This is a genomic window from Micromonospora sp. MW-13 (genome assembly GCF_003434305.1).
Lineage (GTDB): Bacteria > Actinomycetota > Actinomycetes > Mycobacteriales > Micromonosporaceae > Micromonospora.
Window position 1 is genome coordinate 146,044 of sequence record NZ_QKKX01000030.1, and the last position, 20,615, is coordinate 166,658.

The 20,615-nt window shown below is 75.0% G+C and carries 18 protein-coding genes; 7 read left to right on the top strand and 11 right to left on the bottom strand.

Features of this window, described 5'->3' with window-relative positions:
• The first annotated feature begins 86 nt into the window (after positions 1-86).
• Positions 87-1,505, top strand: a complete 1,419-nt coding sequence (locus C5N14_RS16285; protein WP_117668993.1) for a trehalose-6-phosphate synthase — start codon at positions 87-89, stop codon at positions 1,503-1,505.
• 19 nt (positions 1,506-1,524) lie between these two features.
• Here the strand turns inward: C5N14_RS16285 and C5N14_RS16290 are convergent, their stop codons facing one another.
• The 6 genes from C5N14_RS16290 to C5N14_RS16315 form a co-directional block, all read right to left on the bottom strand.
• Positions 1,525-2,319, bottom strand: a complete 795-nt coding sequence (locus C5N14_RS16290) for an alpha/beta hydrolase (RefSeq protein WP_117668994.1) — start codon at positions 2,317-2,319, stop codon at positions 1,525-1,527.
• 26 nt (positions 2,320-2,345) lie between these two features.
• Positions 2,346-3,752, bottom strand: a complete 1,407-nt coding sequence (locus tag C5N14_RS16295) for an NAD(P)/FAD-dependent oxidoreductase (RefSeq protein WP_117668933.1) — start codon at positions 3,750-3,752, stop codon at positions 2,346-2,348.
• Positions 3,753-3,856: 104 nt separating this feature from the next.
• A complete protein-coding gene (locus C5N14_RS16300) occupies positions 3,857-4,561 on the bottom strand; it encodes an endonuclease/exonuclease/phosphatase family protein (protein WP_117668934.1) in 705 nt (234 codons plus the stop codon).
• An 11-nt stretch (positions 4,562-4,572) separates the two neighbouring features.
• Positions 4,573-5,529 carry an ROK family glucokinase gene (locus C5N14_RS16305; RefSeq protein ID WP_207892760.1) on the bottom strand — a complete coding sequence of 319 codons (957 nt, stop codon included), beginning with the start codon at positions 5,527-5,529 and terminating at the stop codon, positions 4,573-4,575.
• 67 nt (positions 5,530-5,596) lie between these two features.
• Positions 5,597-6,283: a hypothetical protein gene (locus tag C5N14_RS16310; RefSeq protein ID WP_117668995.1), complete on the bottom strand. Its 687-nt coding sequence runs from the start codon at positions 6,281-6,283 to the stop codon at positions 5,597-5,599.
• 43 nt (positions 6,284-6,326) lie between these two features.
• Positions 6,327-6,782: an SRPBCC family protein gene (locus C5N14_RS16315; RefSeq protein ID WP_117668936.1), complete on the bottom strand. Its 456-nt coding sequence runs from the start codon at positions 6,780-6,782 to the stop codon at positions 6,327-6,329.
• Between the two features lie 171 nt (positions 6,783-6,953).
• Here C5N14_RS16315 and C5N14_RS16320 point away from each other — a divergent pair, with 171 nt between their 5' ends.
• From C5N14_RS16320 to C5N14_RS16340, 5 genes are all read left to right on the top strand, one after another.
• Positions 6,954-8,771: a long-chain fatty acid--CoA ligase gene (locus C5N14_RS16320; RefSeq protein ID WP_117668996.1), complete on the top strand. Its 1,818-nt coding sequence runs from the start codon at positions 6,954-6,956 to the stop codon at positions 8,769-8,771.
• A 14-nt stretch (positions 8,772-8,785) separates the two neighbouring features.
• Positions 8,786-10,483 (top strand): GAF domain-containing sensor histidine kinase, encoded by a 1,698-nt coding sequence (locus C5N14_RS16325; RefSeq protein ID WP_117668937.1) that lies wholly within the window; start codon positions 8,786-8,788, stop codon positions 10,481-10,483.
• 7 nt (positions 10,484-10,490) lie between these two features.
• Positions 10,491-11,159 carry a response regulator transcription factor gene (locus C5N14_RS16330; protein WP_007072219.1) on the top strand — a complete coding sequence of 223 codons (669 nt, stop codon included), beginning with the start codon at positions 10,491-10,493 and terminating at the stop codon, positions 11,157-11,159.
• A 195-nt stretch (positions 11,160-11,354) separates the two neighbouring features.
• Entirely contained in the window at positions 11,355-12,167 is an 813-nt protein-coding gene (locus C5N14_RS16335; RefSeq protein ID WP_117668938.1) for an SAM-dependent methyltransferase, read from the top strand.
• On the top strand, positions 12,160-13,980 hold the full coding sequence (locus tag C5N14_RS16340) for a bifunctional diguanylate cyclase/phosphodiesterase (protein ID WP_117668939.1): 1,821 nt from the start codon (positions 12,160-12,162) through the stop codon (positions 13,978-13,980). The genes C5N14_RS16335 and C5N14_RS16340 overlap by 8 nt, the downstream gene beginning before the upstream one ends.
• Positions 13,981-14,129: 149 nt before the next feature.
• On the opposite strand, the gene C5N14_RS16345 is transcribed toward C5N14_RS16340, so the two are convergent.
• From C5N14_RS16345 to C5N14_RS16360, 5 genes are all read right to left on the bottom strand, one after another.
• Positions 14,130-15,254 (bottom strand): glycosyltransferase family 4 protein, encoded by a 1,125-nt coding sequence (locus C5N14_RS16345; protein ID WP_117668940.1) that lies wholly within the window; start codon positions 15,252-15,254, stop codon positions 14,130-14,132.
• The gene (locus C5N14_RS16350; RefSeq protein ID WP_117668941.1) at positions 15,251-16,510 is read right to left on the bottom strand and encodes a M48 family metallopeptidase; all 1,260 of its coding nucleotides are present in this window, start codon (positions 16,508-16,510) and stop codon (positions 15,251-15,253) included. Before C5N14_RS16350 ends, C5N14_RS16345 begins: the two co-directional genes overlap by 4 nt.
• Complete coding sequence (locus C5N14_RS33775) at positions 16,507-16,641, bottom strand: hypothetical protein (RefSeq protein ID WP_256371523.1); 135 nt, start codon at positions 16,639-16,641, stop codon at positions 16,507-16,509. Before C5N14_RS33775 ends, C5N14_RS16350 begins: the two co-directional genes overlap by 4 nt.
• Positions 16,642-16,839: 198 nt before the next feature.
• Entirely contained in the window at positions 16,840-17,055 is a 216-nt protein-coding gene (locus C5N14_RS16355) for a hypothetical protein (RefSeq protein WP_117668942.1), read from the bottom strand.
• A gap of 178 nt (positions 17,056-17,233) precedes the next feature.
• Entirely contained in the window at positions 17,234-18,571 is a 1,338-nt protein-coding gene (locus C5N14_RS16360; protein WP_371685856.1) for an NYN domain-containing protein, read from the bottom strand.
• Positions 18,572-18,785: 214 nt separating this feature from the next.
• Between C5N14_RS16360 and C5N14_RS16365 the strand changes: the two genes are divergently transcribed.
• Positions 18,786-20,543 carry a DEDD exonuclease domain-containing protein gene (locus C5N14_RS16365; RefSeq protein WP_117668997.1) on the top strand — a complete coding sequence of 586 codons (1,758 nt, stop codon included), beginning with the start codon at positions 18,786-18,788 and terminating at the stop codon, positions 20,541-20,543.
• The last annotated feature ends 72 nt before the right edge of the window (positions 20,544-20,615 follow it).

A 20,615-nucleotide genomic window follows, 5' to 3' on the forward strand; every position in this document is an offset into this window, starting at 1 on the left:
AATACCGCTGTACGTCACTTCCCCCACTGACTGCCCGGTTGTTCCTCGCTCGTGGTGGTCGGTCTCTGCTGATCGGAATGCCCGAGATGCGACAGAGTTCACTCGTGGTGGTGGCCAACCGCCTCCCCATCGACGACAGTGTGGCGCCCGATGGCGCCTGCGAGTGGCGACGCAGCCCCGGTGGGCTGGTGAGCGCCCTGCATCCCCTGCTCCGGCACACCCCGGCCACCTGGGTCGGCTGGGCGGGCGGCACCGGTCCGGCGCCGGCCCTGCCCGACGTCGACCGCGTCCGGATGCACACCGTGCCGCTGAGCTCCGAGGATCTCCGCGACCACTACGAGGGCTTCGCCAACTCGACCCTGTGGCCGCTGTACCACGACGCGGTCGAGCAGCCCGAGTACCACCGCCGCTGGTGGGAGGCGTACCAGCGGGTCAACCAGCGGTTCGCCGAGGCGACGGCCGAGGTGGCCGAGCGGGGCGCGGTGGTCTGGGTGCAGGACTACCACCTGCAACTGGTCCCCGGCCTGCTCCGCGAGCTGCGTCCCGACCTGCGGATCGGCTTCTTCCTGCACGTGCCGTTCCCGCCGCCGGAGCTGTTCATGCAGCTTCCCCGCCGGGCCGAGCTGCTGCGCGGCATGCTCGGCGCCGACCTGATCGGCTTCCAGCGCGCCCAGGCCGCGCACAACTTCGCCCAGCTGGTGGCCAAGGTGCTGGAGCTGCCGGCGACCGACCGGCGGATCGCCGTCGGCGACCGGGTGGTCCGGATCGGGGCGTTCCCGGTCTCGATCGACACCGCCGAGATGGCCGCGCTGGCGAGCCGCCCCGACGTGGCCGCCCGGGCCCGGCGGCTGCGCCACGACCTCGGCGACCCGGACCACGTCATCCTCAGCGTCGACCGGATGGACTACACCAAGGGCATCGAGCAGCGGCTCAAGGCGTACAGCGAGCTGCTGGCCAGCGGGCACGTCAAGGTGCGCGACACGGTGCTGGTGCAGGTGGCGGTGCCCAGCCGGGAGCGGGTGACGCAGTACCAGATCCTCCGCGACCGGGTCGAGCGCGAGGTGGGGCGGATCAACGGCGAGTTCGGCCGGGTCGGCGAGCCCGCCATCCACTACCTCACCCAGCCGTTCGACCGGGCCGAACTGGCCGCGCTCTACCGGATCGCCGACGTGATGGCGGTGACCCCGCTGCGGGACGGGATGAACCTGGTCGCGAAGGAGTACGTGGCGGCGCGGGTGGACGACACCGGCGCGCTGCTGCTCAGCGAGTTCGCCGGCACGGCGGCGGAGCTGTCGCAGGCGTACCTGGTCAACCCGCACGACCTGGAAGGGCTCAAGCAGGAGCTGCTGACCGCGCTCCAGGCCGACCCGGCCGACGTCACCGCCCGGATGCGGGCGATGCGCGAGCACCTGCACCGCAACGACATCCTCGCCTGGGCGCGTTCCTACCTCAGCGCGCTCGACGACGGGGGCTCACTGCTGAACCACATCAGCACGACCGGCTGACCGGCCCGGCCCTCGGGGGTCAGGCCGGGCCGGGCTCCTTCTCCAGCCAGTCCAGGATGGCGTCGATCGGCTCCCGCCAGCGGGCGTCCAGCATCAGGTCGTGCCCCATCCCGGGGAAGAGCAGCGGCGCGCCGCCGTGCCGCCGGGCGGCCCGGGTCAGCGCGGCCGGCGGGACCACCCGGTCGTCGGGGCTGCCCAGCACCAGCACCGGGGGGTGGCCCACGGCCGGCTCCGGGGAGCGGTGGGTCAGCAACTGCCACTGCGCGCGCCTTCCGGCCCGGCCGAGCCGGGAGGCGTACCGGCGGGCCTCGGCGTCGGGCAGCTCGCGGCTGAACAGCTGCCGGCGGCTCAGCCGCAGCCCGCCGCCGACCAGGGCGGGCAGGGTGCCGCCGGGATTGCGGCGCAGCGCGGCGCCCAGCGTCCCCCAGTCGCCGAGCACCGGCGCGACCAGCACCGCCGCCCGGGCCGGGTAGCGGGCCAGGGCATGCCGGACCACCAGGGCCCCGGCGCCGTGCCCCACCAGCACCGCCTGGCGCGGCAGGCCCGCCGCCACCTGCGTCACGTCGTGGGTGTACGCCCGCAGCGTCGCCTCCGGCGCCGGCTCGCTGCCGCCGTGCCCGCGCAGGCTCAGCGCGTACGCCGGGAAGCCGCGCCCGGCGGCGTGCTCCAGCCAGTGCTCGGCGAACGCCCACGCCCCGTGCCCGAAGCCGGGCACGAACAGCAGCGGGGGGCGGCCCTGCTCCAGCTCGGGGAGCGCGCTGAGCACCTCGCGGCGGGCCGGGCGGACCGGGCGGGCCCACTCCCGGCCGCGCATGATCCGCACCCGTTCCCCGCCGCCGCTCACTTCTCCTCCAGGTCGTACATCGCGCGCTGCACGGCGCGCAGGTAGTCGGCGTGGCCGACCTCGAACCAGTGCCGGCTGCTGTCCTTGACCCTGCCGGAGTAGCGTTCGCCGACCCCGGCCGTGACCCGCTTCGCGAACGCGGCGGCCCGGTCCGGCCGGGTGAGGCGCAGCGTGAGCAGCCGGGCGAAGAGCACGCTCTGCCAGTGCGACAGGGGGAAGAGACCCGAGTCGGGCTGGAGCAGGCCGGCGACGGCGAGGGTCGGGTGGCCGGGGGCGAAGGCGTTGAGCCACAGCCGGGGCCGGCCCGACCCGTCGGCGTCGCCGAGGATCCTCGGGTCGAGGAACTCGAAGCGGGGAAGGTACCCGGTGGCGAAGACGACCAGCTCCGGCTCGATCTGGCGGCCGTCGGTCAGCTCCACCGCCTTGGTGTGGAACCGGGCCACGTCCGGCACCGGAGCGATCTCGCCGTGCCCGACGTAGTAGACGAGCTGGCTGTTGGCGATCGGGTGGGTCTCGTAGACCCGGTGGTCGGGCTTGGGCAGGCCGAACCGGGTCAGGTCGCCGACGGTGAGCCGCAGCGTCCAGTGGTAGAGCCACTGCCGCACCCGCAGCGGCAGCCGCAACGCCAGCAGGGTGTCGTTGACCTGGTCGGCGGGGCGGCCGAGGACGTACTTCGGGGCGTACCAGTAGCCGCGGCGGGTCGAGTGCCAGCAGTGCGACGCCTGCTGGGCCGCCTCGACCGCGATGTCGCAGCCGGTGTTGCCGGCCCCGACGACCAGCACCCGCTTGCCGCGCAGCTGGGCCGGGTCCTTGTAGGACGAGGCGTGCATGATCTCGCCCCGGAACTCCTCCAGCCCCTCGTAGCGGGGTAGCTTCGGCGACCAGTTGTGGCCGTTGGCGACCACCACTGCGGCGTACCGGGAGGTGCGCTCCGGGCCGTACCCGCCGGTGCTGCGGGTGGTGACGTCCCAGCGCTCGCCGGCGACCGGCTCGACCCGGACCACCTCCGTGCCGAACCAGACGTGCTGGCGCAGGTCGAAGTGGTCGGCGTAGCGCTCGAAGTAGGACAGCAACTGGCTGTGGTGCGGGTAGTCCGGCCAGTCGTCCGGCATCGGGAAGTCGGGGAACTGGGTGAACGGCCGCGACGAGATCAGGTGGGTGCTGGCGTACACGGGGCTGCGGTCGTGCCGCCAGTTCCACCCGCCGCCGATGCCGGTCTCCCGTTCGTAGCAGTCGACGCCGAAACCGTGTTCGCGCAGGTTCTTCATTGCGGTCAGGCCGCTTGCCCCGGCCCCGATGACGCAGACCGTGTCGCCCCGGTCGGATACGGTGCGGCCGTCCCGGGTCGGGGTGAGCGCCGTCGCTTCCGGCTCGGGGCGGCCAGGGTCGGTGGAGGGGGACACCGGATTCTCCTTATGTGCGGCACGAGTGCCGGTCGCTGCGAGATCCTTCCGGTAACCCGACCGGTTTGTCCAGCCCCTGTGGAGGGCCGGGCACCCCGGGACGGTCAGTCGGCCGCCGGCAGCAGCAGGTCGACCAGGACCGGGAAGTGGTCGCTGGCGCGGCGGGTCTGCGGGGTGTCCACCACGTCGTAGTCGACCACGGTGATCCGGGGGTCGACGAAGACCGAGTCGATCCGTCGGCGTGGGTCGGCGCACGAGTAGGTGTGCCGGTCGGCCCGGTCGGCCGCGACCGCCGCGTCGGTCAGCCCCTGCCCCACGGTCGCCCAGGCCGGGCCGTCGGGGCCCTCGTTGAGGTCGGCGCCGGCCACCACGGGCAGGTCGGCGGCGGCCAACTCCCGCTTGAACGCCGCCGCCTGGGCGGGCCGCTCGGCCGGGTCGGTGGACAGGTGCGAGCCGGCCAGCAGGAACCGGGCCGCGCCCACCCGGCACTCGGCGTACGCCGCGCCGCGCAGGTGCCGGCCCGGGGTCAGCGGGTAGCGCTGGCAGCGGGTGTCGAGCACCCGCACCCGCAGGCTGGTCAGCAGCAGGTTGCCCAGCGACGGCAGCCCGCCGGCGGCGACCACCAGCCCGAACGACTCGGCCAGCGTGGCCGACTTCTGCCGCCACCGGAACCGCCGGGGGGCCTCCTGCACGATCACCACGTCCGGCGCGGCCTCGCGGACCACCGCGGCCAGCGCGGCGGTGTCGTCGCGCTGGCTGTGGATGTTGTACGACACGACGCGCAGCGGCACGCCCGCGTTCTCGCTCACCCGGGCCCGCCTCAGAGCCGGCGGGCCAGGTCGGCGGCGCCGATCACGCCGGCGGTGTTGCCCAGCTCGGCGGGGAGCACCTCGGCGACCGGGAGCCGGCTGCGCTGGGCCAGCGCGCCTGCGAAGGACCGCCGGGTCGGGCCGAGCAGCAGGTCGCCGGCCTCGACGACGCCGCCGCCGACGACCAGCACCTGCGGGTCGAGAATCTGCGCCATGTCGGCGAGGCTGGTGCCGAGCCAGCGCCCGACCTGGGCGAACGCCTCGGCGGACACGGGGTCGCCGCCCTGGGCGGCGGCGGTCACCATCGGGCCGGTGACTGCCTCGGCGTCGCCGCCGGCCAGCTCCAGCAGGGCGGTGGCCCGGTGCGGCTCCTGGCGGGCGGCGGCCCGGGCGAACCGGACCAGGGCGCTGCCGCTGGCGTACTGCTCGATGCAGCCGAGCCGGCCGCAGCCGCACTGGTGGCCGTCGGGGACGGTGAGCATGTGGCCCAGCTCGGCGGCGATGCCGTTGGCGCCGCGCACCAGTTCGCCGCCGAGCACGATGCCGCCGCCGACGCCGGTGCCGATGGTGAACATGACCATCGAGTCGTCGGCGTGCCGGGCCGCGCCGTAGCGGAACTCGGCCCAGGCCGCCACGTTGCCGTCGTTCTCCACGATCACCGGCAGGCCGGTCGCGGTGCTGACGTACTCGCGCAGCGGCTCGTCGCGCCAGGCCAGGTTCGGGGCGAAGAGGACGGTGGAGCGGCTGGCGTCGATCCAGCCGGCCGCGCCGATGCCGACGGCGCCGACCTGCCGGCCGGCGGCGAGTTCGGTGACCACCTCGATGATGACGTCCCGGGTCTTGGCCACGTTGTCGGCGGGGGTGTCCCGTCGGGCCTGCACGAGAACCCTGCCGGTGTCGTCCACGACACCGCCGGCCACCTTCGTGCCACCGACGTCGACTCCGATGGTCAGCGTCACCGCTGCCACTCCCCTCTGCTGTGCTGCCCGGCACCGGCACGGCGAACCGCCGTGGGTGGGCCGGGATGTCCGGTGGTCAGGCCCCGTCGCCTGGTGCGTCCTCGCCCGCGCTGCCGGGTGTCCGCGAGGCGGGCACCACGGGTCGGCCGGCCGGTGGCCGGGGAGCCCCCGGCGCGTCCGGCCCGGCGTCGTCGACGGGCGGCACGACGGCGGCCGGAACGCCCGGACCCTCTCCCCGGGTCGCGGCGGACCACACGTCGTCCTGCTCCGGCGCCGGCTGAGAATCATGCCCGGTACGGGTGGCCTCGCGCCACACATGATCGCCCGACCCCTGGTCCGCTCCGGTGCGGGGCGGGGCGGGAGAGGACTCCTCCGGCTCCGGCGGGCGGTGGGCGGGGTCCCCGGCCGAGGCGAACGCGCGCAGCAGGCTGGCCACGCCGGCCGCCAGATCGCCCGCTCCGGTGGCGAGCCGCTCGGCGAATTCCGGACTCGGGTCACGCAACGCCGCGATACCGCGACAGACCGGGCAGATACAGCATTCTGCCGCGCCGGTGGCGAAACCGCCCCGGCCGGCCCCGGCGGGCCCACCGGCCGCCCGCCCGCCGCCACTGTGACCGAGGACACTCGACAGGATCCCACCGACCGGACCCCACGGACCCGCCCCGGAACCGGAACCAGCGCCGGCCAACCTGGCCGCCGCGAGCACCGTGGCGACCAGCCGCTCCGCCTCTTCCCGGGCCGAACCCGGCTCAGTACCCCCCATGGTCGGCTCCTCTACCGTGCCGGGCGCGCCGCAGCCGGTCGCGTCACCGCGCCGCACCGGATTCCTCTACCCGGCGCTTGAGCTGCTTCAACGCCGTATCCATGATCATTTTTTCGGCCTTGCGCCGAAACATGCCGAGCATGCCCACGGAGAGCTCCACCTCCAGGGTGTAGGTCACCGTGGTCGTCCCGTCCGGGTTGCCCACCAGGTCGTACGACCCGTGCTGGGAACGCTGCATCTTCGAGGGCGTCACCAGGCGCCACTCGATGCGGGTCAGGTCCTCGGAGTACTCGTAGGCGAGCAGGTACTCGTCGGCCAGCACCCCGGCGTCGATGGTGAACCGGACCTGGCTGGCGTAGCCGTCCTCGTACTCCTCGACGACCTCGGCCCGGCGCATCGCCTCGGTCCACTCGGGGTAGCGCGCGAAGTCGCAGATCACCGCCGCCACCCGCTGCGGTGACGCGCCGATGACGATCGACTGGGTGGAGGAGTCCGCCATGGGGGGAGGCTACCCGGCGGCGGGCCGGCGCGCCCCGCCCCCGGACCGGGTCGGGGGAAACGCCCCGGCAACCTCCCTACCGTAACCACCTGGACGGGCGGGTAGGTTTCGACGTAGCCGACCCGTCCGGGCCCCGGCCCGCCCGGCCAGTGCGAGCACGAGGGAGTGCAGGTGCGCGAGTTCTCCGTTCCGCCGATCGTCACCGTCGGCGACTCGGCCAACCTGACCCAACCGGTCTGGGACAACGCCGAGGCCGCCCCGGAGGCGGTGCAGTTCGTCCGCCCCGTCCCGTCGGCCGGCGAGGCGGGCCGGGGCCGGGCCGAGGTGACCTGCCGGCAGTTCCGCGACGAGGTGGTCGCGGTGGCCCGAGGGCTGGTCGCGGCCGGCGTGTCCCCCGGCGACCGGGTCGCCCTGATGAGCCGCACCCGGTACGAGTGGACCCTGTTCGACTACGCGATCTGGGCGGCCGGCGCGGTCACCGTGCCGATCTACGAGACCTCCAGCGCCGAACAGGCCGCCTGGATCCTGGCCGACTCCGGCGCGGTCGCGGTCGTGGTCGAGAGCACCGCGCACGCCACCCTGGTCGCCGGCGTCCGGGACCGGCTGCCCGAGCTGGCGCACGTCTGGCAGATCGAGCTGGACGCGGTCGACGAGCTGGTCGCCGCCGGCGCCGAGGTCGACCCGATGGAGATCGACCGGCGCCGCACGGCGATCCGGGCCGACGACGTGGCGACCATCATCTACACCAGCGGCACCACCGGCCGCCCCAAGGGCTGCGTGCTGACCCACCGCAACATGTACGCCGACATCGCCAACGCGGTGCCCGTCCTGCCGAACCTGTTCCTGCGGCCGGGCGCGTCGACCCTGCTGTTCCTCCCGCTCGCGCACGCCTTCGCCCGACTCATCCAGATCGGCATGGTGCAGGCCCGGGCCACCATGGCGCACTGCGCCGACACGAGGGACCTCATCGGGGAGCTCCAGAAGTTCAGGCCGACCTTCGTGCTCTCGGTCCCCCGGGTCTTCGAGAAGGTCTACAACGGGGCCCGGCAGAAGGCCGAGGCCGACGGCAAGGGGAAGATCTTCGACCGGGCCGAGCAGGTCGCGGTCGCGTACAGCGAGGCCCTGGAGAAGCCGGGCGGGCCGGGCCTGGGGCTGCGCGCGCAGCACGCGGTCTTCGACAGGCTGGTCTACCGCAAGCTGCGGGCCGCCCTGGGCGGCCGGTGCCGCGACGCGATCTCCGGCGGCGCGCCGCTCGGCGCCCGGCTCGGCCACTTCTTCCGCGGCATCGGGGTGACCATCTGCGAGGGGTACGGGTTGACCGAGACCTCCCCGGCCGCCGCCGCGAACCTGGCCGACGCCACGAAGATCGGCACCGTCGGCCGCCCGCTGCCCGGCGTGACCATCCGGATCGCCGACGACGGCGAGATCCTGATCTCCGGCGACCTGATCTTCCAGGGGTACTGGCGCAACGAGGCGGCCACCGCCGAGGTGCTCAGCGCGGACGGCTGGTTCCGCACCGGCGACCTGGGGCAGCTCGACACCGACGGCTTCCTCAGCATCACCGGCCGGAAGAAGGAGATCATCGTGACCGCCGCCGGCAAGAACGTCGCCCCGGCGGTGCTGGAGGACCAGGTCCGGGCGCACCCGCTGATCAGCCAGTGCGTCGTCGTCGGCGACCGGCAGCCGTTCATCGCCGCGCTGGTCACCCTCGACGAGGAGGCGCTGCCGAAGTGGCTGGCCGCCCACGGCCGACCGGAGACCACCACGGCCGAGGAACTGCGCGACGACGACGCGCTGCGTGCCGAGGTGCAGGGCGCGATCGACCAGGCCAACCAGTCGGTGTCGAAGGCCGAGGGGATCAAGGTCTTCCGCATCCTGCCGCACGACTTCACCGAGGCCACCGGCGAACTCACCCCGTCCCTGAAGGTCAAGCGGCAGGTCGTGCACAAGACCTATGCGGCGGAGATCGCCGACATCTACCGGCGCTGACTACGATCCGTCACGTGCCCGCCTCCCCGACACCCGCCCGGCCGCCCACGCAGCCGCTCGCCACCGCGGCGCGCGTGGTCATGCTCGCGCTGGTCGCCGTCCTCACCCTCTTCGCCACCCGCGACGTCGGGCAGCTCTGGTGGATCGCCCTGCTGGGCGTCGCCGGGCTGCCCGCCGTCCTGGCCTCCCAGCACCGGCTGCTCGGCCCGCTCAGCCGCTTCGCCGAGGTGGTGGTGCTGGGGCTGGCCGCCAGCCAGGTCGCCGCCGTCACCACCCTCGACGGCACCGCCGGCGGGCTGGGCGCCTCGGCCGTGCTGCCGTACCTCGCCGTCCCGGTGACCGTGACCGCGCTGCGCCGCCGGTTCCGCGAGGGCGCGGCGCTGCTCGCCGTCTGCGCCGCCACCCTGCTGGTCAGCGCCGCGCTCACCGGCGTCGACGGCGGTCGCCAGCTCGGCCAGCCGGGGTACCTCGCGGTCTGCGCCCAGTGGCTGATCCTGGCCGGGCTCGGCCTCTACACGGCCGGCACCCTGCACCGGGTGATGCGGGTCCGCAGCGAGGGCAAGCCCCAGCCGTACGCCGAGGCCACCCGGCTGCTGACCCAGCTCCGCACGGTCGCCCGGCAGCTACCCGGGGCCACCCTCGACCCGGGCGGCATCTCCGAGCACCTGCTGGAGGAGCTGCGCACCGTGGCCCGGGCCGAGCGGGCGGCGGTGCTCTCGGCCAGCGGCGGCGGGCGGCTGGTGGTGCTCGCCCAGGTGGGCGTGGACCGGGTCGACTGGGAGACCACGCTCGACGCGGACTCGGCGATCGCCGACGCCTGGGCCAGCCAGCAGCCGCAGACCGCGAGCCGCTCGCAGGCCCGCTCGCACACGGGCGGCGACGTCTCCGCGCTGATCGTGCCGCTGGTCGCCGGCGTCCGCACGGTCGGCATGCTGGTGATGGAGGCGGACGCCGCGCAGGCGTACCCGCCGCCGGTGGTGTCCCGGGTGACCGCGCTGACCCGTCCGGCCGCGCTGCGGCTGGAGGCCGCCCTGCTCTTCGACGAGGTGCGCTCGCTGGCCACCAACGAGGAGCGGCAGCGGCTGGCCCGGGAGATCCACGACGGGGTGGCCCAGGAACTGGTCATGGTCGGGTACGGCATCGACAACGCCCTGGCCACCGTCTACGAGGACGCCGACGAGACCGCAGAGTCGCTGCGCCTGCTGCGCCAGGAGGTGACCCGGGTGATCACCGAGCTGCGGCTGAGCCTGTTCGAGCTGCGCAGCGAGGTGGACCGGCACGGCGGACTGGCCGCCGCGATCGCCGAGTACGCCCGCACCGTCGGCGCGTCCGGCGGGCTGCGGGTGCACCTGTCGCTGGACGAGTCGACCGCCCGGCTGCCCGCCGCGACCGAGGCGGAACTCCTGCGCATCGCGCAGGAGGCGGTCACCAACGCCCGCAAGCACGCCGGGGCGTCGAACCTGTGGGTCACCTGCGAGGTGGACCCGCCGTACGCGCAGATCGAAGTGTCGGATGACGGTCACGGCATCGGTGAGCAGCGCACGGACGGGCACTATGGCCTTGCGATCATGGCCGAGAGGGCGGAACGTATCCGGGGCCGGTTGGAGATCAGGCCGCGTCGACCCAGCGGCACGACGGTGGCGGTGGTTCTCGGCACCTCGCCCCGGCGCGATAGGGTGCGCGGCAACGCCGCAGCAGCAGAAGTGGAGTAACCCGAGGATGACCACAAGCCCGACACCGGCCACCCGGACCAAGGTCCTCCTTGTCGACGATCACGACCTGATCCGCAAGGGACTGCGGCACGCCTTCGAGCGGGATCGGCAGTTCGAGGTCGTTGGTGAGGCCGCCACGGCGGCAGAGGGGGTGCGGCAGGCCGGCGCCCTTCAGCCCGATGTGGTGATCATGGATCTGCGGCTGCCCGACGGCAGTGGCCTGGAGGCCACCCGCGCGCTGCGCAAGTCCAGCGCGTCGATGGGCATCGTCGTGCTCACCATGTACGCCGGCGACGACCAGCTCTTCGGCGCCCTGGAGGCCGGGGCGAGCGCGTTCGTGCCCAAGACGGCCCCGGCCGACGAGGTGGTGGCCGCCGCCCGGCACGCCGCCTCCTCGCCGAGCGCGTTCACCGCGGCAGACCTGGCCGAGGCGATGAAGCGGCGGCTCGCGCCGTCCGGCCCGCAGCTCTCCCCCCGGGAGGGTCAGGTGCTGCGGCTGCTCGCCGACGGCATGAGCGTGGCCGGCATCGCCAAGCAGCTCTTCGTCAGCGAGTCGACGGCCAAGACCCACATCTCGAAGCTCTACGAGAAGCTGGGCGCGGCCAACCGGGCCCAGGCACTGATGACCGCGCTGCGGCTCGGCCTGCTCGAAGCCCCGGACGCGCCGAAGTTCTGACCGCTCCCCCGCCCGGCCGGCAGTAGTCGGTCGGGGTTTCCGCGACGGCCGGCGGGTCCGGTCAACGGGACCCACTGACCGACCGGTCGGGCGGGAGGCGGCCCACTCTGGTCACCCGCGTGGCGGGCGGGGCAGAATACCCGAGTGACCCGCGCGGGGCGGCGTGTTCCGCGTCGTTGACAAAAGGGGTAGGGCATGCAGCGGCCGGACTGGGCACCCGACACCATCGACATCGAGCGCCCCAGCGTGGCCCGCATGTACGACTACTACCTCGGCGGCTCGCACAACTTCGCCGCCGACCGCACCGCCGCCCGGGCGATGGTGGACGCGGTGCCCGAGGCGCCGCTGATGGCCCAGGCGAACCGGGCGTTCCTGCGCCGGGCGGTGCACTTCCTCGCCGAGGCCGGGATCCGCCAGTTCCTCGACATCGGCTCCGGGATCCCGACGGTCGGCAACGTGCACGAGATCGCCCAGCGGATCGATCCCGACGCCCGGGTGGTCTACGTCGACGTCGACCCGGTGGCGGTGGCGCACAGCCGGGAGATCCTCAGCGGCAACGACCGGGCCGTCGTGCTCCAGGAGGACCTGCGCCGCCCCGAGCGGATCCTGGCCCACCCAGAGGTCACCGGGCTGCTGGACCTGTCGCAGCCGGTCGCGGTGATGATCGTGGCGGTGCTGCACTTCGTCCCGGACACCGACCGGCCGGCGCAGATCCTGCGGGAGCTGCGGCAGGCGCTGGCGCCCGGCAGCTACCTGGTGCTCTCCCAGGCCAGCGACGACGCCCGGCACGACACCGGGGAACGCGCCGAGGCCGAGGCGGTCTACCGGCGAACCGACAACCCGCTGGTCATCCGCAGCCGCGCCGAGCTGACCGCCCTCTTCGACGGCTTCGAGCTGGTCGACCCGGGCGTGGTCTGGGTGCCACAGTGGCGCCCCGAGACTCCGGAGAGCGCCGAGGGCGCCGAGCAGGCGGTCTTCATGGGCGGCGTCGGGCGGCTCGATGGGTGAGCGGTCCGACGGTCCGACGGGCCCGCCGGACCCCGGGTCACCCGCCTCGCCCACGGGGGCACCCGCCTGCCCGGGACACCTCGCCCCGCGCCCCGGGGCCTTCGCCCGGGCCTGGGCGAAGGCGGTCTCCGGCACCAGCTACCTGCCGATGACCCAGGCCCAACTGGAGGCGCTGCTGCAACGGCTCACCGACCGGCTGGCCGAGGCGCTGGTGGCCGAGCCGTTCGACCTGCGGGTCGGCCACCAGGTCGGGGCGGAGCTGGTCGAGGCGCACATCGCCTCCGCCGAAGGACTGGGCCGCACGATCGAGGTCGTGCAGCTCCGGCTGCTGCGCGACCTGGGGCTGGTCGGCGAGGACATCGAGGACCGCCTGGCCCGGCTGCTGGCCACCGTGGCCACCGGCTACGCCCGGGCGCTGCGGGACCGCACGCTGGACGAGCAGGAATCCATCCGCCGGGCCGCGATGGTGGCCCGGGCGCAGGCCGAACAGGCACTGCGCGACAGCGAGGCCCGGTTCCGGCATCAGGCCACCCACGATCCGCTGACCGACCTGCCCAACCGCACCCTGTTCACCGAGCGGCTCGCCGCCGCGATCGACTCCCCGGGCCGGGGCGCCGACCGGGTCGGGGTGTGCTTCCTCGACCTGGACCGCTTCAAGGTGGTCAACGACTCCCTCGGCCACCAGGTCGGCGACCGGCTGCTGGTCTCGGTCGCCGACCGGCTGCGCCGGGCGCTCGGCGAACACCTGGTCGCCCGCCTCGGCGGCGACGAGTTCGTCATCCTGGTCGAGCGGACCGCCGGCACCGACGACGTGGTGAAGGTGGCCGAGGCGGCGCTCGCCGCGGTGGGCGAGCCGGCCCTGGTCGACGGGCACGAGCTGACCGTGTCGGCGAGCATCGGCATTGTCGAACGCCCGGTGGCCGGGACCACCCCGGTCGACCTGATGCGGGCCGCCGACTCCACGCTGCACTGGGCCAAGGCCGCCGGGGGCGCCCGCTGGTCGCTGTTCGACGCCGACCGCAACCGCCGGGAGCTGGCCCGGTACGCGCTGTCCGCGGCGATCCCGGGGGCGCTGGAGCGGGGGGAGTTCTACCTGGACTACCAGCCGCTGACCTCGCTGCGCGACGGCACCGTGCTCGGCGTCGAGGCACTGGTCCGCTGGCGGCACCCCGTGCTCGGCGAACTGCGTCCGGGCAGCTTCATCGGGCTGGCCGAGGAGACCGGGCTGATCGTCCCGCTCGGGGGCTGGGTGCTCGCCGAGGCGTGCCGGGAGGCGGCCGGCTGGACCGGGCCGGGGGGCGCCGCGCCGTTCGTCAGCGTCAACCTGGCGGTGCGGCAGGTGCACCGGCCCGGCCTGGTGCAGGAGGTGCGCGCCGTGCTCGACCGCACCGGCCTGCCGCCCGAGCGGCTCCAGCTGGAGGTCACCGAGAGCACCATGATGAGCGCCGTCGAGGAGCCGGTCCGCGCCCTGCGGGTGCTGGCCGACCTCGGCGTGCGGATCGCCATCGACGACTTCGGCACCGGCTACTGCAACCTGGCGTACCTGCGGGACCTGCCGGTGACCGAGCTGAAGGTGGCCGGGGAGTTCGTGGCCGGGCTGCGGGCCCCGACGGAGGACCCGGCCAGCCGCACCGACGAGCGGATCCTCGCCTCGCTGGTCTCGCTGGCGCACGCGCTGGGCCTGACCGTCACCGCCGAGGGGGTGGAGACCGCCAGCCAGGCCGACCGGCTGCGTGCCATCGGCTGCGACGCCGCCCAGGGCTGGCACTTCGGCCGCCCCGCGCCCCCACCACCCACCACCTGGACCGCCTAACCTGACTCCCCACCCCGGGGCGCCCCGCCCGGGGCCAAGGTCGTGCAGATTCCCGGAATCAGTGGCCTCCCCACACCCCGAAGGCCACGCTTTCTCTGAACTTGCACGACGACCCCCTGCGGGGCGGCGCGGGGCGGGGTGGGTGGGGGTCAGCCCGTGAGGAGGGTTGCCATCCGGGCAGCCTGGGTCTCCCAGCGCCACTCCCGCTCCACCCAGGCCCGGCCGGCCGCGCCGAACTGCCGGGCCAGGTCCCGGTCGGCGAGCAGGGTGGCCACCCGGTCGGCGAGCTGGGCGACATCCTGGCCGGAGACGACGTACCCGGTCTCGCCCTCGCGGACGGCGTCCGGCGCACCCCCCGAGTCGCCCGCCACCACCGGCAGGCCGGTCGCGGACGCCTCCAGGTAGACGATGCCGAGCCCCTCGACGTCCAGGCCGCGGTTGCGGGTGCGGCAGGGCATGGCGTAGACGTCGCCGGCCGCGTAGTGGGCGGGCAGGTCCGCCGAGGGCACCGAGCCGGTGAAGACCACGTCCCGCTCGACGCCCGTCTGCCGGGCCAGCTTCTCCAGGGTGCCCCGGTACGGCCCACCGCCGACGACCAGCAGCGCCGCGTCGGGCACCCGGCGGCGGATCGCCGGCAGGGCACGGATCAGCATGTCCTGGCCCTTGCGCGGCACCAGCCGGGAGACGCAGACGACCACCGGCCGGTCGGCCAGCCCGAGCCGGGCCCGGACCGGCTCGCCGTCGACCGACGGATGGTACGTCTCGACGTCCACGCCGGGAGCCAGCCGGTGCAGCTCGGTCACCCCGTGCAGCGCCCGCTCCAGCCGGACCCGGGTGTACTCGCCGAGGTACGTCACCACGTCCGCGCCCCGGCCGATCCGGCGCAACGCGGCCCGGGCCGCGGGCAGCGCCGCCCAGCCCACCTCGTGCCCGTGGGTCAGGGCCACCACGCGGCGGACGCCGGCGCGGCGGCGCAGCCCGGCGGCGAGCAGCCCGAGCGGGGCGGCGGCGCCGAACCAGACGGTGTCGCAGCCGCGCTCGCGGGCCAGCCGGGCGACCCGCCGGGCGACCAGCGGGGTGGGCAGCAGCACCCGGGTGCGTTCCCGGACCACCTCGAACGGCTGGTCGGCGTCGAACTTCTCCGCCCCGCGCCAGCTCGACGCGTAGACCACCACGGAGCCGGTGGGCTGGCGGACGGCGAGGTTGTGCACGAAGGACTGGATGCCGCCCGGACGGGGCGGGAAGTCGTTGGTGATCAGCAGCGTGCGGCTCATCGGCCGGCCTCCCTGGCGTGGGCGCGGGCGGCGGCCATCCGCTCGACCGTGGACGGGTGCGACGCCGAGTAGAGGTACTCCCAGCGGGGCGGATCGGGGTCGGCCAGGTTCACCCCGGCCAGGCGGCGCTGCATCGCCTCGAAGGTCGCCGGGTCCCCGGTGAGGGCGAGGGCGTGCGCGTCGGCCCGGGCCTCGATCCGGCGGGACACCAGCGCCTGGACCGGGGCGGTCACCAGCCCGGCCACCGTGACCAGCGCGATCAGCAGCGGGAACGCGCGCGGCTCGGCGATCGAGTCGACGCCGGCCAGGCGCAGCAGCGGGCCGGCCGAGCCGAGCAGGTAGAGCACGACCACGGCCAGCGCGGCACCCAGCGCCCCGGTCAGCGTCCCGGTCCACACGTCCCGGTCCTTGGCGTGCCCCAACTCGTGCGCGACGACGCTGGTCACCTCGGCCGGGGTGGCCTCGCGCAGCAGGGTGTCGTAGACGACCACCCGGCGGGTCGGCCCGAGCCCGGAGACGTACGCGTTGACCGCGCGGGTACGCCGGGACGCGTCGGCGACCAGCACGTCGCGCACCGGCACGCCGTCGCGGGCCGCCAGGCTCATCAGCTCGGTGCGTAGCGGGCCCTGTTCCATCGGGGTGAACCGGTTGAACACCGGCTCCACCAGCACCGGCAGCACGAACGACAGCAGCACCACCAGCCCGGCCGCGCCGGCCGCGCCGAACGCCCACCACCAGCGCGGGGCGAGCCGGGTCACGGTGTAGAAGCCGAGCAGCGCGACCGCGCCGATCACCGCGCTGACCGCGTACGACTTGAGCAGGTCGGCCGTCCAGCCGGCCCAGCCCTGGGTGCTCAGCCCGTACCGGGTGAGGACCGTCTGCCGCCAGGCGGCCAGGGGCAGGGTGAGCAGGTCGGCGACGAGCACCACGGCCAGCCCGCCGAGTACCGCCTGGGCGATCCAGTGGCCGCCGAACGGGCGCCCTGCCAGCTCCACGAGGCGGCTGCCCAGCGGGGTGAGCCCGAGCGCCACGGCCACCAGCAGCCCGAGGGCGAGACCGGCCCAGCCGGCGGGGCGCAGCGCGGCCCGGAACTCCCGGCTGCGGGCGACCTGGTCGACCGGCAGGTCCCGCAGCGCGGCGAGCTGGTCGACGCGCGGGGCCGGCGGCCGGTGCCACGGCACCAGCAGGGCGCTGGCGACGAGCAGCGCCACGGCCAGCCCGGCGAGGGTGAGCACCGCCCAGCCGCGCGGCGTCATCCCGCCACCCCGGCCGGCACCCGCCGGGCCAGCGGGGCACGGGCCGGCATGCGGCCGGCCGCGGCGGGCACCGCTGGTGGGCGGGTCGGCACCGCGTCGCGCGCGCCGCCGTCGCGTCGTACCCGCGTCATGCCACTCCTCCCGCCGTGAGCGCCCATCCTATGGCCCGACGGCGGTACGGCCGCCGGGGCGGGCGACCGCGCCCACGGCCGGCGGTGGCGGCCTCGCCCGGCCACGGGCGTCCGACGGCTCCGTGACAGCGGCGTGCCCGACCGGGCCGCGCCCACCGCGGCGGTCGGCGGTCGCGCCACCCGAGTCGCGGTCGGCGGTTACGCCACCCTGCGGCGGGCCGGGCGGGCCGGGCGGCGGGGCGCGGCGGGCGGAAGCACCTCGACGTCGAAGCCGGCCCGGGCGAACACCTCGATCGCCCGCTGCTCGGCGGCGCCCAGCTCGCCGGCGGGGGCGTCGGCGTCGAGCAACGCGGTCACCAGGCAGCCGGCGCAGCCCGCGCCCCGGATCGCGCACCTGTCGCAGTCGATCAGCATCGTTCCTCCTGAAGCGATGCGTTGGCGGCGGGCGGGACCCGACCTGGTCGACCACGTCGTCGCCAGCTCGCCCGTCGTCGCCGCCCGGCCACCGTCGGTCATCCCGACGCTACGCCAGGGGTACGACAGAATCGGACAACCGGCTCGCTACGGCCCAGATGCGTTCAAGCGCCCCGGATCAGGAACGCGCCAGCCGGCGCAGCAGCGAGTCGGCGCCCAGCGGGTACGCGCCGTGCCGGCGCACCCCGTCGGCGACCTCCCGGTCGGAGGAGACCACCACCACCGGCCGGCCGGCCGGCTCGGCCCGGACCAGCCGCCGGATCAGCTCGTCGGCGGTCTCGCCCTTGCGGGAGAAGAGCACCCGCACGCCGCGCGGGGTGGGCGGCAGGCCGTGCATCCGCTCCGCGCCGTCGAAGACGACGGTGACCTCGTCCCCGGTCTGGGCCGCGATCCCGCCCAGCCCGGTGATCAGCCGCTTGCGCTGCTGCTCCAGCGACATCTCGCCGAAGCCGCGTTTGGTCACGTTGTAGCCGTCGACCACCAGGTGCGCCCTGGGCAGCGCGAGGAGCTGGTCGAGGCGGGCCGGGTCGTCGGTGTCGCGGGCCCGGGTGGCGGCACCGGCCGGGGTGGCCGCCGACTGGTCGGCGAAGGCGTCGGCGACGAAGTCGGCGGGGAGCCGGTCGACCGGGTCCAGCGCCAGCTCGCGGCGCAGCCCGACGGCGGCCTGCCCGATGGTCTCCAGCAGCAGCCACAGCCTCGCGTCGTCGACCGAGCGGGCCTCCTTGGCGCTGGCCCGGGCCACGCCGGCCGCCGCCTCGGCCTCGGCCAGCCGGGCCCGGGCACGGCGCAGTTCGGCGTCCGCGTCGGCCCCCGCCCGGGCGGCCCGGCCCCGCTCGGTGGCCAGCAGCTCGCCGGCCCTGCGCTCCCGGGCCTGGGTCTCCCGCAGCGTACGGGCGAGCTGGCGGCTCTCCTCGCGAAGCTGGCCGAGTTCCTCGCGGACCCGGGCCAACTCGTCGCGGAGCTTGTCGGCCTCCACCCGGGCCACCGCCCGGTCGTGCTCGGCCCGGGTGGCCCGCTGCTCGGCCTCGCGGACCAGCTCGTCGACGACGGCCCGGTCCGCCTCGGCCCGCACCGCCGCGCCGCTGGCCTCGATCAGCTCGCGCCAGCCCCGGGGCCGGGCCAGGTACGCCAGGGCGGCCACCTCGACCGGGTCGGCGGCGGCCGGGGCGGTGCCCTCGACCACGGCGGCGCCGAGGTCGCCGGCGTCGGCGAGCACCCGGGCGGTGATCCGCTGCCGGAACAGCGGGTCGGCGGTGAGCTGGGCGGCGATCACCGGCGCACCGAGCCGGGCCCGGCGGTTGGGGGCGAACTTGGCCACCCGGCGCAGTGGCACCGGCACCTCGTCGCCGGGCAGGACCGGCAGCACGGCGGCGGTGAGCGCGACGATCCGCTGGCGTACCGACTCCGGCAGCGTCGGCTCCGGCTCGGCCGCCACCACCTCGGACGTGCGGTCGATGTCCGGGGAGTCCTCACCGGTGTGACGCACGGCGCCGGCCGACACCTCCCCCGGGAGGTTGTCGTCGTACGGCTCGGTGAGGGGCATGTGGCAAGTCTCCCACCGCGACCGGGCCCACCGCCCGGTGAGTGAGCCGATCTCTCATCCTAGACCAGTGGTGACGTTTGGGGCCGCTGATGCGTAAGTGTCGCACCGGCGGACTAGCGTGCCGCAGGTGGTACGACAGGAGTACGTCCAGCAGGCGCTGGCCGGGCTGGACCGGGCCGCCGGCGACGGGGTGGACCCCGCCCTGCCGCTGTACGCGACGACCTTCGTGGTGGTCGACCTGGAGACCACCGGCGGCGCGCCGGACGGCGGCGGGATCACCGAGATCGGTGCGGTCAAGGTGCGCGGCGGCGAGGAGCTGGGGGTGCTGGCCACCCTGGTCAACCCGGGGGTGCCGATCCCGCCGTTCATCACCGTGCTGACGGGGATCACCCAGGCCATGCTGATCCCCGCCCCGCCGATCGAGCAGGTGCTGCCGAGCTTCCTGGAGTTCGTCACCGACGCGGTGCTGGTCGCCCACAACGCGCCGTACGACGTCGGCTTCCTCAAGGCGGCCTGCGCGCGGCACGGCTACCGCTGGCCGAACCCCCGGGTGCTGGACACCGCGGCGCTGGCCCGCCGGGTGCTCACCCGCGACGAGGTGCCCAACCGCAAGCTGGGCACCCTGGCGGGGTACTTCCGCACCGCCACCCAGCCCACCCACCGGGCCCTCGACGACGCCAAGGCCACGGTCGACGTGCTGCACGGGCTGATCGCCCGGCTGGGCGGGCACCGGGTCGACACGGTCGGCGAGGCGATCGAGTTCGCCCGGGCGGTCACCCCCACCCAGCGGCGCAAGCGGCACCTCGCCGACGGGTTGCCGAAGGTCCCCGGGGTCTACATCTTCCGGGCCGCCGACGACCGGCCGCTCTACGTCGGCACCTCCGGCGACATCGGCACCCGGGTCCGCAGCTACTTCACCGCCGCCGAGAAGCGGGCCCGGATCTCCGAGATGCTCGCCGCCGCCGAGCGGGTGGAGGCCGTCGAGTGCGCCCACTCGCTGGAGGCGGAGGTGCGCGAGCTGCGGCTGATCGCCGCGCACGCGCCGCCGTACAACCGGCGGTCGAAGTACCCCGAGCGGATGGTCTGGCTCAAGCTCACCGACGGGCCGTACCCCCGGTTGTCGGTGGTCCGGTCGCTGGCTCCCGGCGACGAGGCGTACCTGGGGCCGTTCAGCTCCCGACGGGCGGCCGAGCTGGCCGCCGCCGGCTTCCACGACGCCGTGCCGCTGCGCCAGTGCACGCACCGGCTGTCGCTGCGCACGGTCACCCCGGCCTGCGCGCTGGCCGAGCTGGGTCGCTGCCCGGCGCCCTGCGAGCACCGGATCACCCCGCAGGAGTACGACGACCGCGCGGTCGCGCCGTTCCGCACCGCCACGGCCAGCGACCCCGGGTCCGTGGTCGAGGCCCTGCTGGCCCGGATCGAGACGCTGGCGGCCGACCAGCGCTACGAGGAGGCAGCCGTGGTGCGCTCGCGGCTCGCCGCGGTGCTGCGCGCGACGGTACGGATGCAGCGGCTGGCCGCGCTCGCCGGCATCGCCGAGCTGGCCGCCGCCCGCCCGGCCGCCCGGGGCGGCTGGGAGCTGACCCTGGTCCGGCACGGCCGGCTCGCCGGCGCCGGGGTCTCGCCGCCCGGCGTCCACCCGCGACCGACGCTGTACGCGATCCGGGCGACGGCCGAGACGGTCCCGCCCGGGCACGGCCCGGTGCCTCGGGCCTCCGCCGAGGAGTCGGAGCGGATCCTGTCCTGGTTGGAGCGACCCGAGACCCGGTTGGTGGAGATGTCGTCCGGCTGGTCGTCTCCGGTGGCCGGTGCGGGCCGATTCCGTGACCTGCTCAGCAAGGCCGAGGGCGCCTCGTCCCACCAACTCTCGACCGAACGCTCATGACCAAGTGACCGATCGGACGACCCGGACTCGCTTAGGCTGTTAAGGAAGTGCAGTAGTGCCCGTTTCGTGGGC